Source organism: Lysinibacillus sp. RU7 (assembly GCF_057837305.1).
The window spans coordinates 25,322-40,194 of record NZ_JBYQFK010000023.1; the positions used below are offsets into that span (position 1 = coordinate 25,322).

A 14,873-nucleotide genomic window follows, 5' to 3' on the forward strand; every position below is an offset into this window, starting at 1 on the left:
GGAAAAAGTGGTATTCCTATATATTGGATTATCTCCTTATTTACGCTATATAGATAAAAATGGTGTTGCTCAACAATCGGGCGCGCTTGTTGAATAAGCGTCTCTATTCTTATTATACTAACAGGTGCTTTAGTAAAAGAAGAAAGGGTTCTACATATTAAATATATCTAATATGTAGAACCCTTTAATTTTTCTATCTTTTTTAAATTTAGGTCTTGATAATTAAATCAGTACTTGTCGCTTTTTGAAATGTTAACACGCTTTGATTTGGGGACGTTATTCTTATTAGATATGTATACTTAATACAAATTTCAGTTTTTCTTACTAAATTTATTTCTTTGTAAATTTAGTAATTAAACTTACGATAATTGAAAGTATTGTATAAATTATTACCCAAAAAAAGAATGTTTCATTGAAAAGGGTAAACGTAATAATAGTAAATACAATAAAAGTTACTATAGGTGTTACAAACCATTTTTTGACTAGGGAATAACCGATAATTGATGCAATAATAACAGCAATTGGGCATATAAGTAGTACGAGTATAAATTCCATTACTATAACACTTCCACTTCATTTTTATCATAAAGTATACCAAAATACATTATATGGTTAAGTGCAAACCTTTCCAAAGCGTGGTTTGAGGACATACTGATTATAAGCAGCTAAAAGCAAGCCCCTGTTAGTTCAATAACTATTCCCCTTGCTTCTCTTTGTTCTTTTTTAGAGTTATCAGTTTTGACATAACAAAGTGAACGACTGCAATAGTAATTAGTAAATCTCTATAAGGTTCAATTGTTCCAGTAAACCACGATGTAATAGCATAAAAAATCCAAATGAAATTAAGAGTAGGATTGTAACATAATGTTCAATGTATAACTCCATTTAATTCTCTCCCCCTCTGTATTTCTATCCAGTTCTATATTTCTACAAGGAAAGTCCAATAATCTTCAACTTTACTGCTTCGTTAGTAAAAAAGCATCCCACACTCTCGATTGAATGAGGGATTATTACCTAACCTTTGTTTGGGAACGCTTATTAGATTCATTTATGTATACGTTATAAATCTTTTTTGCACTAAAGCCCTCTGAATCTCGATAAACATTTTAAGAAGGATTTTTTTTCATTTTAGTTTTAATGAATGATAGACTTTGCATTACTTTGTATGTAATCCATAAAGATACCATCACTATAGCGGCTGATACTACAGAGCGAACATATGGTGATAATTCAGATAATGGATACGGATTTTTATACAACTGGTCCGAGTTTGACACTATAACATAATAAATCATTCCACGTTCCGCAATAATAATAGCTAATGCAATCATTATAAAAAATACAAGAACCTTAAATATTTTCATCATTTTCACTCCAGTAACAATTTTCCATTTCTAAGAGTAACGAAATCAATTGGTATAAGTTCCCAAAAAATCCTATTCATCAATTTTATTAGCTGGCATTAATAGTTAGTACTAAAAAATTCTTCTTTAACTAAACTGTGACGCTAGTTGAATAAAAAACTTACCTAAAGCGTTCTTTGGGAACATTTCATTGAGAGTCTATTTATATGTTACAGCCATTCAGAACAAGTGGATTGAACAGTCTTATTTAAAATTATTTTTCTCAGCGTCTCAGAGTGTTATTTTCTATAAAAAACAGCGACAAGCACTGATTTAACAGTACTTGTCGCTGTTTGAAATGTTACCAAGCTTTGATTTGGGAACGTTATTTGAATACAACTTGTATAAATTAGAACTGTTATTCATTAGACGATTCGACTCTAGAAATCACCCCACTATACGTAACTTTCCAGCTACCGTCTTCCTGCTTAACGCCTCGATATAATCTTAGAGTACCTTTATACAAATGCCCATCAATTTCTTTTGTAAATTCGATAAACTCGTGTTCTTGTACTTCATGGAAATGGGCATAAATTACTTCAGTTTCTTCAGTTACTTCAGTTTCTTTTGTAGTTAAATAGGACACATCTTGGGAATCTAAAACTGTTAGAGTTTGAACCCCCGTAGAATGATTGTCGTCTTTTAATTCTTTCATCTGATTGACTGCATAAGAATTATTTGAAAATGTAAAAATACCACAAGCCAATATTGTTAATAGTAAAAATACACTTAATTTCTTTTTCATCTATATCTCCTTTCCAATAATTGTATATACCTATATTATACTTAGTTTTACTGAATAATCAATTAATAATAAGTCTTAAAGTAAGACTTATATAGATTCAAAAACATTCCCAAAGCGTCGTTGGGGACTTTTCTTTGCTTACCGTTGTAAATCCGCATAAATCTGACGGGACACCTCGTTGAAGAAGAACCCATTCTACAACTCTCATACCATTAAGTTAGAACACCAACCATTATTTACTCTACTATTCCTTGTTTCAGTCTTTTATTCTTTAGTATCTAATTCATCATAAGTTAGTGTATAAGTCTTCTCTATATAATCGTTACATAGATCCGCTACTTCTTTAAAAAAGAAATTTTGTGGCCGGTTTCCTAGCTCATCTTTCATAAACTCCTGCCACCTTGTCAGCCGCCAAATACACATCTCTACATACTTCGGTTTCCTTCCTTGAATTTGCTGATTGAGCTTTAAATCGTCTATTAGCTCTAAAATTTTTGTCACAAAAAAAGACCCCCTTCATTCACAAATAGTGTGAATAAAAGAGAGTCTTATTTTGAAATAAAGTTGTTGCAGGTGAACAAGTAAATGATCACTCAGACAACCTTCAAACCCTTGATACAACCAGAATTGCTCGTTACTACTTAATTGTACATCTATCGTGAAAAATTTTTCTTGCCCTCGATACTCCGCCTATTTTAAACACAAAAACCACTCGATTGCTCGAGTGGTTCCTATCTACGTGTGTGCTCCTGCGCTGCTTACGCTGCTCGTCGCAAACGCCCGCTTTGCTGCGCAAAAAATTTCTGCGGTGCTAAAGCTCCTCGAAATTTGGCGAGCGTTTATTCCCACTCAATCGTCGCTGGTGGCTTCGAAGTAATATCATACAGCACGCGGTTTACGTGTTTTACTTCGTTAACGATACGTACTGAGATTTTTTCTAATACGTCGTAAGGGATACGTGCCCAGTCAGAAGTCATGCCGTCGATTGATGTTACGCCGCGGATACCGATTGCGTAGTCGTACGTACGGCCATCGCCCATGACGCCTACTGAACGGATATCTGGTAATACACAGAAGTATTGCCAAATGTCGCGCTCTAGACCTGCGTTTTTGATTTCTTCACGTAGGATTGCATCTGCTTCACGTACGATGTCTAATTTTTCTTCTGTTACTTCACCAAGTACACGGATACCAAGACCAGGACCTGGGAATGGTTGACGCCATACGACTGCTTCTGGTAAACCAAGCTCTAAACCTAGAGCACGTACTTCGTCTTTGAATAATGTGTTTAGTGGCTCGATTAATTCGAACTTCATATCTTCTGGTAATCCACCTACGTTGTGGTGAGATTTAATTGTTTGCGCTGTTGCTGTACCTGATTCGATGATGTCTGTGTAAAGAGTACCTTGAGCTAAGAAGTCCATGTTCTCTAATTTTGCAGATTCTTCGTCGAATACGTAAATGAATTCGTTCCCGATGATTTTACGTTTTTGCTCTGGATCAGACACACCTTTTAGCTTGTTCATGAAACGTTCACGTGCATCGATTTTGATTACTTTCATATCGAAGTCTTCTGTGAAAGTTTTCATCACTTGCTCTACTTCACCTTTACGGTTTAAGTTGTGGTCTACGAACATACAAGTTAATTGGTCGCCGATTGCTTTGTGGATTAATACCGCTACTACAGATGAATCTACGCCACCTGATAGGGCACAAAGAACTTGCTTGTCTCCAACTTGCTCGCGGATTTTAGCGATTTCGATTTCGATGAAGTTAGCCATTGACCAGTCGCCTTTTGCCTCACATACATTGAATACGAAGTTTTTCAGTAAGTCATTTCCGTATACAGAGTGACGTACTTCTGGGTGGAATTGTACTGCATAGAATTTTTTCTCTGCATTCGCCATTGCTGCGATTTCACAAGATGCGCTTGTTGCGATCACTTCAAAGCCAGCTGGTACTTCTGTTACGTGGTCACCATGGCTCATCCATACAACTTGCTCTTTTGGTAGGTCGCCGAATAGTAAGTTATCTGTTGTCACTGTTAATTCAGCTTTCCCGTATTCACGCGTTGCTGCGCTTTCTACTTTTCCGCCATTTGTATGAGCCATTAACTGCATACCATAGCAAATACCTAAAATCGGTAAACCTAGTTCGAAAATCGCTGGGTCTACTTTAAATGCGTTGTCATCGTACACTGAGTTTGGGCCGCCTGAGAAGACGATTCCGACAGCGTTCATTTCTTTAATTTCATCTGCTGTAATTGTGTGTGGGTGTAATTCTGAGAATACACCAAATTCACGAATACGACGTGTGATTAATTGGTTAAATTGGCTACCAAAATCAAGCACGACCACTTTTTGTTGCTCTTTTAATAAAGGAGTTGACACGTTTTCCACCTCTTCTAATATTGATTGCCTCATGTATAAAAGCTTGTTTAATTTGGCTAATAGCTTCCATCTATTCCTTTAGATTTCACCGTTTAGCTTATTGTGTGCTGCATCGCACAATTAAACACTTTATTATAAAAAAACGCGAAAGAATACATCCCCGCGTTCATCTACAAGTATATAAAGGTAGGCTGTCCATTTAGTCCATGCGACAGCCTACCGTCATAGATAAGTTATTTAAGGTAACTTAGTAGAAACATCCGAACCGTATTATCGGACTTATATGAAGGCACAGTGATTATTGATTTTCTCTAAATTTTACTCTTTAATCCCTGTAAAATCAACCGGTTGTGCGATTGATTAAATATTCCCAACTTTCTTTAATTTCATCAAAATTAAAGTGCGTCATGTCTTTACTGTAAATCGTTTTTTCATGTAAGTCTGTAATTTTAGACATATCGTCCGTACCGAAATAGTCGTCTACACGTACAGCAAAAGCTTGTAGCGTTTCACTAGACCCTCGTTTGAGTCCAACGCTTTCTAGTTGTTTTAACAACACTTTATACGATTTTTGGAGCGTTGTCGCGTTAGTCGGTTGTCGGCGCTGCCTGCTGACATGCATTTTCACTAACCACTTCCGTCGATTCCTAAATAATAGATAACCGACGCCTGCTAATGCGAGTAGTGCGAGCACAAGCCACTTCCAATCAATGCTGATGCTTTGTTGCTTTTTGGCTTTTTCTTGTTGTACCGCTTGTTCCTCGACTTGTTGTTCCTTCAGCTCTTGTTGCTCTTTCTCTTGTTCGAGTAATAATTCCTCTGACTCTGTTGTTTCCATGTCAAAGTTAATATCCGCCTGATTCACAAAGCCAATTGTTGGTTCAAATGGCATCCAGCCCACGCCGTCGATATACGCCTCTACCCAAGAGTGTGCGTCATTATTTTCAATTTCAAAAACACGTAACTCCTCGTCAAAGCGCCCTTTTTCTGTCCCATTGGCAAAACCTTTTACCCAGCGTGCCGGGATGCCGATAGAGCGAAGCATGACGACCATTGATGTAGAGAAGTTATCGCAATAACCAATTTTCGTTTCAAATAAAAACTGATCGACATAGTCTTGCGCTTCGGTTGGGATAGCGACATCTTTTATGTCATACGTAAAGCCGTTTCGTTTGAAATACTGCTCAATTGCCCGTGCTTTATCGTAGCCCGTTTGATGTTTTTGTGTAATATCAAAGGCTAATTGGCGTACACGTTCTGGCAATTCAGCTGGTAACTGTAAATAACGCTCGTCCACAGTCACTAGTTCCGACGCTGTCACCGGCGTTTTCAGCTCAGTATAGCTATATTCTGGCGTACTATACCACAAATCATAGGTCTCTACAGGTGTATCAGTACTGCCTAATTTTGTTGTTAGACGTTCCGTTATGCGATTGAACTGCAGTGTAATATCACTCTTTCTAGTATGAACACTTCTAATGCCATACGGTTGTAATATATAAGCCTTATCAACGACTGCCGGAAATACCTCTGCGCGTTTCACGTCCCCTTGCTCATTATAGCCGACCGAATTCATAACATTGCCATCTGTAATTTCAAACAACGAATATAAATCGGACGTCGACTCCCAGCCTTTCCCCGTGTATAAATCTTTCGTTTCCACACGCCAATATTGACGCTCTGGTGCGTGTACGTAAAATACGACCGTATCATCGCCCTCAAACGACCCGCCAAGACGGCTATCATCTTCCCCAAGTCCAACCTTGGAAATAGACGTACCACCAGAACCAGCAGTACCGGATAAACTTTTAATATACGGTACTGGGTCTGGCCATTGCGGTGCTGCTTTCGGTAGTAAAATAGCGACCATCCCTACCACACCAATGGCCAAGGTAATCGGTAAAATGTAGCGCATGTATTTATAAAATGCAAAGGAAGTCCCTGTTTCAACGATCAAACGTTTCATATACAGGAAAGCTGTCATAATAAGACCTAACAGCACGACTTTCACAATCGCCGCTGCACCGTTATACGATGTAAACGTATCGAGTGTCGCAATGAAAAATACCGTTAAAACGAAGAAATAAAATATCGTCATACGGACGGTTAGCCAATGATGGATTAAATAAATGAGCATCCACATGAGCAAGAAAAAGAGCACAGAGCGAAGTGGATCAGTCACACCCTCCCATTGCCCCGCGAATAATACTTCTACGTTACGCTTTATATCGATCTGTAAAAATTGTAAGCCTGCCGCGCTCCATAGCTTTTCCTCACTATAGACATGCACAATAAACCAAGCAATATACGTAAACTTTGCGAGCCACGATACAACAATCGGTGCCTGGAATAGATTTAACACAAACGCTAGAACAATAAATAATAATAAGAGATTTAAATGTCCTGTTGATGTTAATTCAACAACTGGTACTAACCATTCACGTAAAATAAAAAATAGAATGACATAGTACAAACTTAACTCCACATAATGCATCACATCTTTTTTCACGGCTTATTCACCTCCGCGAAGGCATGATTGAACATCTCTTTCGTTACATACACAACTTTCGCATTCATAAAGCGTGGCGCTGCGCCTTTTTGTGCTTTATATTGTTCCGTCGATACGACAACAAAGCATACAACAGCACGCGCATATTTTGAGCTATTCATTAAAAATGTTTTCAGCTCATCCGTTATGTGCCCTGTGATCAAAAGAAGAATCGAGTGATTTAATTGGCGTTCATTGCGAAGTAGCATGTCCATGGAAGATTCTGTATTCGGGGTAACTTTCGCTAAATGCTGCATTACATTTTCGAATTGGGCTTCCGTTCGTACCGCCGGGTAAAATACACACCGCTCTGCTTCAGACAAGAAGGCGACATCGCCATGCCTTTTCACAATCGCCTTTAACATCGAGGCAGTCAATTCGACCACTTCCTCAAAATGCTGTGTTGTAGCACAATCCATATACAGAAATAAGCTTTGCGATTGTCGATCCTCAAACTCTTTCGTACGAAGCTCCCCATTTTTCGCAAATGACTTCCAATGAATCCAAGAGAAACGATCCCCTGGTTGATAATCACGAACCCCTGTCACCATCGTCGTATCCTTTACAATAGCATATTTCGTTGCGACAGCACCTTGGTCGTACTGCATTTGCAACGACGTATACGGCATATCGACCGTTTTCGGATACACGAGCAAACGGTCTCGTTGTTCAATGACTTTTTTTCGAACAACCCAACCAAAAAAATCTGTGAACGTCAGCTCTAAAGCTGAAAACATATGCTCCCCGCGTTGCAAGTTTTCTAGCTCATATGTCCACTCGAAGTGTCGCTTCCAGCCGACTAAAAATAAGTTACTCGAACGCCCGCCCGCAATATGGTAAAATCGCTCATCCATATCGAGTTCCCGTACGACAAGGAAAACAAACGGGAAAAGCGACTTATTGTCAAAACGGACGGTAATCGTAGCAGTATCGCCGCGCTCGCGTGTTGCTGGTGTAATATCACGTATTACATTGTCAATGCGTAGCGGGATGATCGCAAGCACGAGCGAGTACAGCAAGAAAGGCAACACCGTAAAGAAAATAAACCAACTAACAAAGCCACCTTGGAACATTGCAAAACAAAATGTTAACACAAGTAAACCGATGACCGTAAAAAAACGGCCAGTTTGCCGCATCATTTTTACTGCTGTTTTCATGAATCCGTAAACCTTTTCACCGGCACAAAAATTTGCTCGATCACTTGCGCTAGTACTTGTTCCGGCTGGATTCCTTCGTAGCGGGCTTCAGGCGTTAAAATTAAACGATGGCTAAACACAAATGGCGCTAAATACTTAATGTCGTCTGGCTTGACGAAGTCACGGTTTTGCATAAACGCATACGCTTGCGCTGCCTTCATGAGCGCAATCGATGCACGTGGACTCACCCCTAAATACACTCTTGGATGCTGACGTGTCGCTCTTGCAATATCGATAATATAGCTTTTCACACCATCTTCTATATACACTTGCTGTACAGCGTGTTGTAGCTCACGTAGTTCATCAATCGTCATCACCGATGTAATTTCTTGAATCGGCTTTTTATTTTCTGCACGGCGTAGGATTTCAATCTCTTGCTGTGCTGTTGGATACCCCATTCTCACTTTCAGTAAAAAGCGGTCTAGCTGTGCTTCCGGTAGCGGATACGTCCCTTCATATTCAATCGGGTTTTGTGTTGCCATCACGAAAAATGGCTTCGGAATTTCGAGCGTTTCCCCATCAATTGTGACTGACGCTTCTTCCATCGCCTCTAGTAATGCCGCTTGTGTTTTTGGGGATGTCCGATTAATTTCATCCGCTAAAATAATATTCCCGACAATCGGACCTGGTCGAAATTCAAATTGTAATGTCTTCGGGTTATAAATCGACACACCGACTACATCTGATGGCAGTAAGTCTGGCGTAAATTGAATCCGTTTAAAATCCGCCCCAACGGACTTTGCGAGCGACCGCACCATCATTGTTTTTCCGACACCAGGTACGTCTTCTAATAGGACATGTCCCCCTGCTAATAACGCGACAATACTGAGTTCTGCAATGTCACGTTTTCCAATCATGACTTTTTCTATATTGTGAATGACAGCCTGTATTTGTTGCTGCATCGATAAACCTCCTCAGCGATAAATAACATTTTTTTGCATTTTTCAAACTAATGTAAGCATAACGAAAACACTTGTGGAATACAACTTATACCCCGTCGTATACATGCCCCTCCTTCTTATCATATAGAAGTTGCTTAGCAGATGGGAGTCGGAAACCGTTGGGCAAATACGCAGTTTACAGGGAAAGAGGGGGGTTTTTGTAACTTTTAGGTGAGTCATTTAAAAAAGGTGTTCAGACAGATTTCCCTTTCTGAACACCCCTTTAAGGCATATACAATTCCATACAACGCTTACCTCTAAACGCTATTGTTACAAATAAACGCATCGATCTCGTTATTTAATGTAGTCGCTGCCTTTGTCGGAATTTGATGATGTACTGTTAAAAAAACCAACTCATTAGATGGTAGCTTTTCATGTAACATACGGGCATACGGATGAAACGCTTTATCTTTTGTCCCATAGACAAGCAAAATAGGTACCCGAATGTTTTGAAGCTCGCTCGTACAACGATACTTCACAATATACTCATAATATTGCCTAATATTCGGCGCATGACCACAGATCGCTTCTCCGTGCAGTTGCCTAAACATTTGTCGATTATTCGCATTGCTCCGTGCAATGACACGTGATAAAAAAGGCAGTGTCTTACGATTCGCTAATGTTACCGCCACCGATATACGTTGCCTTAGCCGGACATCCTTCACCTCTGACAGCCCACTAATGACAATGCCTCCCAATGCCCTATCCGCATGTGCCAATAAAAATGCGAGCGTAATCGTGCCACCTGTTGAATAACCACCGATAAACGCTTTCTCGATTTGTAACGCATCTAATAAGCAAATCATATCTTCTACAATGAGCGAATAGGTGAGCGGTTGTTTGGAATAGACACTTCTGCCGTGCCCTCTAATATCAAATGTAATGACTTTATACTTTTTCGATAACTGTTCTACTTGATACATGAAATTGGCGCTTGTCAGTAACGGTGGATGGATCAACACAATCGGTATCCCCTCACCCTTGACCGTATAATACATATGACTTCCTTTTATATCTAACATTGGCATAGAATCGTTCACCTCAAAGCCTAGTATGGATTGTATAGGTGAAAATTATTGGTGTGGTTGTACTTCACTTAACCCAATTTTCGATAACCATAATTGTTCTAACTCCGTGAAGCCATGTTCTTGTAATAATTGTTGCAGCTCCCCTGCTACGAGCACCGAGCCTTCATGTAAAACGATGACATCATCCGCTAGTTGCTCCGCAAACGACAGCATATGTGTAGAAAAAATAATCGTACTCCCGCGTTCTTTTTCTGACCGAATAATATTTTTGAGTTCTGCAATCCAGTACGGATCCAGTCCATTCGTCGGTTCATCCATAATGAGTAAACCGTCCCCGCCAAGTAAACTTTGCGCTAAGTTGAGACGTTGGCGCATCCCTTTTGAAAAGTGGCGTACTGTTTGTTTTTGTACTTCAAATAACCCCACTCGTTTCAAGACATGGTGTTGCTCTTCTTTTTTTGCTTTCTTTAACGAGGCTAATAGCTTCAACACTTCTGCCGCTGTTAATGTATTCGGAAAGTCGACATCGTCCGGCATATAGCGAATCGGTTTCGCTTCATGCCAAATGAGCTGCCCTTGCTGCGGCATTTCTTGCTTTGTCAGCATGCGAATGAGCGTGCTTTTCCCTGCCCCGTTACCACCTGCCAGTGCAATAATACGCCCTTTTGGAATATCAAATGTCGCTTCATGTAGACCGCGCCCATTCCCGTATACTTGCTTCAATCCTTGCGCTTGTACAATCATTTCTTCACCCCATTTTTCCGTAGCACATACATGCTAGCCATAAGCGGTACGACGACCCATGCGACGGTCACGACAGTAAAGACAACTATCCCTAGCCCTGATTCATAAAATGCGATGATATCGTAATACGTTGGGCCAAGTACTGCTGCTTGATCAGCTAACACAAAGTAGGCAAAGCGGAGCCATTCCACTGGATTAATATGCATCATCACAATCGTGAGCTTTTGCAATACATGCCCAGCAACAATCGTGCCAACCGCCATTAACATATACGATAGGAGGAGCAATAATAATGCCCACACGACAAGCGAAATCGCCAGCGCATATAACCGGTTTTTCGCGACACTCCCGATAAAAATCGATAATGCCGAACTAATGACGATTAAACAAAGAGCTAACACAACAAAAGCGAGCGGTAAACGTACGCCGCCTAACACACCACCAAGTAACAGCACCACACCAAACGCAAACGCAATAATAAAGAAGAATGCACCACATAGGGCAATAAATTTCCCGATAATATATTGTGAAAGTGTGAGCGGATATGTTTTTAATAACGAAAACCAGCCCGATTCAATATCCCCCGCGATGCTCATACTACCGATTGTTAGTGCAAAAAGCGGCAGTAAAAATAATAATAAGTTTAAAAAGGATGCCGTTTGACGTGTAAATCCTTCCACATCAGGTAACGCCATTTGCTGAATCATCACGATGGCCACAAAGACAACTGCGAATAAAAGTGCGACGAGTAACAGCCATTTACTACGAAGCATTTGTCGCCATTCAAGTGTGATGAACATACGTTGAATCAATGATGAACGCCCCAATTAAATGTTTTCAACTCATCAAACGCTAGCATTTCCCCGTCGCCTTCACTCGCCATATATTGCTCTGCTTCTTCTTTCGTTTTAAACGCTAGCACACCGTAGTTCATCGGTGTCCAGTAATCTTTTGAGTAAATATATGTAGCTGTTTTGACATCCACCCATTTGTTGTTCGTCATATCCTTCATAAACATCGCGCCCACTTCCGATTCTTCCGTACCTTCTAAAAACTCCATTAAACAACCAATATCATCAAACATTTCATAGTCTCCATTTTTAAACACAAGTTGCGCTGCGTAGTCCTCATGCGCAATACTCATATTACATACTTTACAAATATCGGTTTCTGGATTTACCTCTTTTGGCTCATACGCTTTTTCTGAGCACCCCACAAGTAACAATACTGCCGTTAAGATTAACCATTTCCACTTCATATTCTGACACTCCTTCTATATACGACTATACATCCAATAAGTAATAATAATCCGATCACAAGTTGCGGTAACTGCAGCTGTAACGATATTGTGTGTCCTTGATTTTTCATTGTTGCAGGCGATGCATCGACGAGCAACACTTTCGATGTGGTGTTCGTTTGTTTATCAATCGTATTGAGTAGCACGACACTCGGGGATTCAATGAAATATTGATACACCGGCTTTCGTACCATCCATTGCCCAAAGCTTTGCAACGCAACATATGCCTCGTCTCCTGTCCCATTATCGTCTAAGTCAATGCCGCTATAATCATCATAATAATTGTTTACTAAACGCAACCCTTGTTGATCCGACCGGACATTGACAAGATTGCCAATGAACTGATTTTGCATCGCTGTATTCGACTCTTCTGAACGGACCGATTCCAGTGCCGTTTGATTCATGTGAAACGTATTTTCCACTAGCGCTACATCTGTTGTTTTTTGCACACTTACCCCAATACGGTTGCCCTCAATGCGATTCGATTGGAGTACTGTATTTTTCGTATCATATAATGTAATCCCTGTCCCGTTAAAGCCATCCTGATAAGACACATCATTCTGTTTCACCTGGATATTTTCCGTCATCATCACCATGAGCCCCGTCACATTTTGTGTATACACGTTGTGACGAATATCACCGTTCTCACTATACATAAAATGCGTGCCATAACGACTATTCGTCACCGTATTTTCGTGAATCGTAATATGTTGTACACCTTCAATATAAAAGCCGTCTTGTACGGAATTGATCGTGTTTTCGAACAGTTCAATCGAGGCACTATTATAAATTCCAATTCCATTTCCCTTTTTCGCATAATGCTTCGTGTTTCCCTCAATCAGAAGAGAGCTGAATAGCAACTGTTGCGAATTATACACTTGAATCCCTGTATCCACACCGCGCATGTTAATGTTGGAAAGCTTGACCTCATTCGAGCGGCGCACTGTAATCCCTGCCCCGAGTGTTTCAATGTCGATACCGCGAACAGCGACATCACTGGCGTTTTCAATCAAAATAGCTGGGGTATCCGCATGTGCCTTAATAACGGTCCCGTTCTCCCCTTCTAAAAAGACGGATTTGGTGATGACAACATTTCCTTCGTATACACCTTTTTCAAGCTGGATGACACTTCCTTCTTCCGCTGCATCAATTCGCGATTGCAAATCTACGGCTTGCGCGGCTCCTGTCGATGCGCCTGTGATGCACAATAACAAAAGCAACCAAACGATTCTTTTCATGCCCTCACCTCACATAACGCCGAAAAGACTAGAAGAAATTCTTCTAGTCGCCTCGGATTAATTATTATTGCCTTCTTCCGTTGTTGAATGATCCATATGACCTTCATCTGAATGATTCATATCTGTTGAACCTTCTTCAGCCATTTTTTTCATCTTTTCTTCGCGGCGTTTTTTCGCCGCATCTTTGATTGTTTGTAGCTCTTCTACATGAGCTGTTGGATTTTCTTCGATGTATTTGTCCGCATCAGCCTTGTCCACGAAGTAGATGTAACCCCAGTTCATCGGTGATTTTATTTCTGTTTTCACGATTGTCACATCTTCTACTAAAGCCCAATCTAATGTGTTGTAGTCACGTACATATTTATCGTTTTCTTCATTGTTTGCGAGTTCAGCATTTAATAAACAACCGATATCATCATAGAAAGCAATCGAACCATCTGCTTTAATTGCTTGCGCTGAGAATACACCGAGTTCATGCTCTTTTGTGTACACTTTCATCTCACACATTTCGCAAATTGTATCCTCTGTTGGCTCTTGTAAGCGTGGGTCCACTAGTGATGCTACTTCTTCTTGTTTAACGATTGTCGATGCATCTTCTTCTACTTCTGTTTGTGGTGCTGCTGTCTCTTCTTCTTTGGAAACTTCTTCATTGCCACATGCAGCCAGCGCCATTACGATACCTGTTGCTACAAGTACATGTTTAAATCTTTTCATCTTTTAAACCCCTTTTCATTCATGTCCTATCTGCTTATTACTTTACTAGGTAATTGTGAAATAAAATGAAAGTTGATGTGAAATGTTTGAAAAACTTTTTATAAATATTTCCATTTTTTATCCTTTTTATGACCGGATACCCCTTCGTTTTGCTCGGATAGCCGGTCGTTTTGCTCGGATACGGCCGAGTTTTGACCGGATAGTATACCTTTTTGCTCGTTTAACATTAAAAATAAAAAAAATCACCTAAACACAAATGGTCCAGGTGATTATATAGACGTACGGTACGTATGATGACGACGTTTCATATTGTTAAGGTAGCTAACGTTGAGCGATTGGTGCAATAAGTGATTACGTACTATCGTCACTGTATCTGCATCAAATTGAATCCCTTTAATTAATACATGCTGTTTTTTATTGACGAGCACGGGTTTAGCGGCCGGTGTTTTTTTCTGCTTCTTTTGCTTTTTTTGCTGTTGCTCATTAAAATGCTCAAGTGAACTGCCATCATTAAATAGCGTAAACGCTTCTTCCGTTTCTAAATAGCGTTTCGCATTGCGATAGGTGCTTGATGCGGCCATACTGACACGTGATGTTCTCATTGTACCACCCCTCCATTCTCCATTGTT

General features: G+C 40.0%; 14 protein-coding genes and 1 riboswitch. All 14 genes read right to left on the bottom strand.

Annotated elements, in window-relative coordinates; translation table 11 throughout:
* Nucleotides 1-330 precede the first annotated feature (330 nt).
* The 14 genes from AC3II9_RS15880 to AC3II9_RS15945 all read right to left on the bottom strand — a co-directional run bounded on the left by AC3II9_RS15880 (nucleotide 331) and on the right by AC3II9_RS15945 (nucleotide 14,846).
* The gene (locus tag AC3II9_RS15880; protein WP_489156991.1) at nucleotides 331-555 is read right to left on the bottom strand and encodes a DUF2651 family protein; all 225 of its coding nucleotides are present in this window, start codon (nucleotides 553-555) and stop codon (nucleotides 331-333) included.
* A gap of 1,206 nt (nucleotides 556-1,761) precedes the next feature.
* Nucleotides 1,762-2,148, bottom strand: a complete 387-nt coding sequence (locus AC3II9_RS15885; RefSeq protein WP_489156993.1) for a hypothetical protein — start codon at nucleotides 2,146-2,148, stop codon at nucleotides 1,762-1,764.
* 264 nt (nucleotides 2,149-2,412) lie between these two features.
* Nucleotides 2,413-2,649: a hypothetical protein gene (locus AC3II9_RS15890; RefSeq protein WP_489156994.1), complete on the bottom strand. Its 237-nt coding sequence runs from the start codon at nucleotides 2,647-2,649 to the stop codon at nucleotides 2,413-2,415.
* A 338-nt stretch (nucleotides 2,650-2,987) separates the two neighbouring features.
* Nucleotides 2,988-4,571 (bottom strand): glutamine-hydrolyzing GMP synthase, encoded by a 1,584-nt coding sequence (gene guaA, locus AC3II9_RS15895; protein ID WP_489156996.1) that lies wholly within the window; start codon nucleotides 4,569-4,571, stop codon nucleotides 2,988-2,990.
* A gap of 172 nt (nucleotides 4,572-4,743) precedes the next feature.
* Nucleotides 4,744-4,845, bottom strand: a riboswitch (purine riboswitch).
* 33 nt (nucleotides 4,846-4,878) lie between these two features.
* Nucleotides 4,879-7,047 (bottom strand): transglutaminase TgpA family protein, encoded by a 2,169-nt coding sequence (locus AC3II9_RS15900; protein ID WP_489156998.1) that lies wholly within the window; start codon nucleotides 7,045-7,047, stop codon nucleotides 4,879-4,881.
* On the bottom strand, nucleotides 7,044-8,243 hold the full coding sequence (locus AC3II9_RS15905; RefSeq protein WP_489156999.1) for a DUF58 domain-containing protein: 1,200 nt from the start codon (nucleotides 8,241-8,243) through the stop codon (nucleotides 7,044-7,046). The genes AC3II9_RS15900 and AC3II9_RS15905 overlap by 4 nt, the downstream gene beginning before the upstream one ends.
* Entirely contained in the window at nucleotides 8,240-9,184 is a 945-nt protein-coding gene (locus AC3II9_RS15910; protein ID WP_489157000.1) for an AAA family ATPase, read from the bottom strand. Before AC3II9_RS15910 ends, AC3II9_RS15905 begins: the two co-directional genes overlap by 4 nt.
* Nucleotides 9,185-9,480: 296 nt before the next feature.
* A complete protein-coding gene (locus AC3II9_RS15915) occupies nucleotides 9,481-10,251 on the bottom strand; it encodes an alpha/beta fold hydrolase (protein WP_489157002.1) in 771 nt (256 codons plus the stop codon).
* 45 nt (nucleotides 10,252-10,296) lie between these two features.
* Entirely contained in the window at nucleotides 10,297-10,995 is a 699-nt protein-coding gene (locus tag AC3II9_RS15920) for an ABC transporter ATP-binding protein (RefSeq protein WP_489157004.1), read from the bottom strand.
* A complete protein-coding gene (locus tag AC3II9_RS15925; RefSeq protein WP_489157006.1) occupies nucleotides 10,992-11,807 on the bottom strand; it encodes an ABC transporter permease subunit in 816 nt (271 codons plus the stop codon). Before AC3II9_RS15925 ends, AC3II9_RS15920 begins: the two co-directional genes overlap by 4 nt.
* Entirely contained in the window at nucleotides 11,804-12,253 is a 450-nt protein-coding gene (locus AC3II9_RS15930) for a nitrous oxide reductase accessory protein NosL (RefSeq protein WP_489157008.1), read from the bottom strand. The genes AC3II9_RS15925 and AC3II9_RS15930 overlap by 4 nt, the downstream gene beginning before the upstream one ends.
* On the bottom strand, nucleotides 12,250-13,530 hold the full coding sequence (locus AC3II9_RS15935; RefSeq protein WP_489157009.1) for a right-handed parallel beta-helix repeat-containing protein: 1,281 nt from the start codon (nucleotides 13,528-13,530) through the stop codon (nucleotides 12,250-12,252). The genes AC3II9_RS15930 and AC3II9_RS15935 overlap by 4 nt, the downstream gene beginning before the upstream one ends.
* Nucleotides 13,531-13,587: 57 nt before the next feature.
* On the bottom strand, nucleotides 13,588-14,244 hold the full coding sequence (locus tag AC3II9_RS15940) for a nitrous oxide reductase accessory protein NosL (RefSeq protein ID WP_489157011.1): 657 nt from the start codon (nucleotides 14,242-14,244) through the stop codon (nucleotides 13,588-13,590).
* Between the two features lie 269 nt (nucleotides 14,245-14,513).
* Nucleotides 14,514-14,846 (bottom strand): hypothetical protein, encoded by a 333-nt coding sequence (locus AC3II9_RS15945; RefSeq protein ID WP_489157013.1) that lies wholly within the window; start codon nucleotides 14,844-14,846, stop codon nucleotides 14,514-14,516.
* Nucleotides 14,847-14,873 lie beyond the last annotated feature (27 nt).

Excerpts from the sequence above, each read along its gene's own strand:
- AC3II9_RS15880 (WP_489156991.1), bottom strand. The coding sequence starts at position 555 with ATGGAATTTATACTCGTACTACTTATATGCCCAATTGCTGTTATTATT.
- AC3II9_RS15885 (WP_489156993.1), bottom strand. The coding sequence starts at position 2,148 with ATGAAAAAGAAATTAAGTGTATTTTTACTATTAACAATATTGGCTTGT.
- guaA (WP_489156996.1), bottom strand. The coding sequence starts at position 4,571 with ATGAGGCAATCAATATTAGAAGAGGTGGAAAACGTGTCAACTCCTTTA.
- AC3II9_RS15905 (WP_489156999.1), bottom strand. The coding sequence starts at position 8,243 with ATGAAAACAGCAGTAAAAATGATGCGGCAAACTGGCCGTTTTTTTACG.
- AC3II9_RS15910 (WP_489157000.1), bottom strand. The coding sequence starts at position 9,184 with ATGCAGCAACAAATACAGGCTGTCATTCACAATATAGAAAAAGTCATG.
- AC3II9_RS15915 (WP_489157002.1), bottom strand. The coding sequence starts at position 10,251 with ATGCCAATGTTAGATATAAAAGGAAGTCATATGTATTATACGGTCAAG.
- AC3II9_RS15920 (WP_489157004.1), bottom strand. The coding sequence starts at position 10,995 with ATGATTGTACAAGCGCAAGGATTGAAGCAAGTATACGGGAATGGGCGC.
- AC3II9_RS15930 (WP_489157008.1), bottom strand. The coding sequence starts at position 12,253 with ATGAAGTGGAAATGGTTAATCTTAACGGCAGTATTGTTACTTGTGGGG.
- AC3II9_RS15935 (WP_489157009.1), bottom strand. The coding sequence starts at position 13,530 with ATGAAAAGAATCGTTTGGTTGCTTTTGTTATTGTGCATCACAGGCGCA.
- AC3II9_RS15940 (WP_489157011.1), bottom strand. The coding sequence starts at position 14,244 with ATGAAAAGATTTAAACATGTACTTGTAGCAACAGGTATCGTAATGGCG.
- AC3II9_RS15945 (WP_489157013.1), bottom strand. The coding sequence starts at position 14,846 with ATGAGAACATCACGTGTCAGTATGGCCGCATCAAGCACCTATCGCAAT.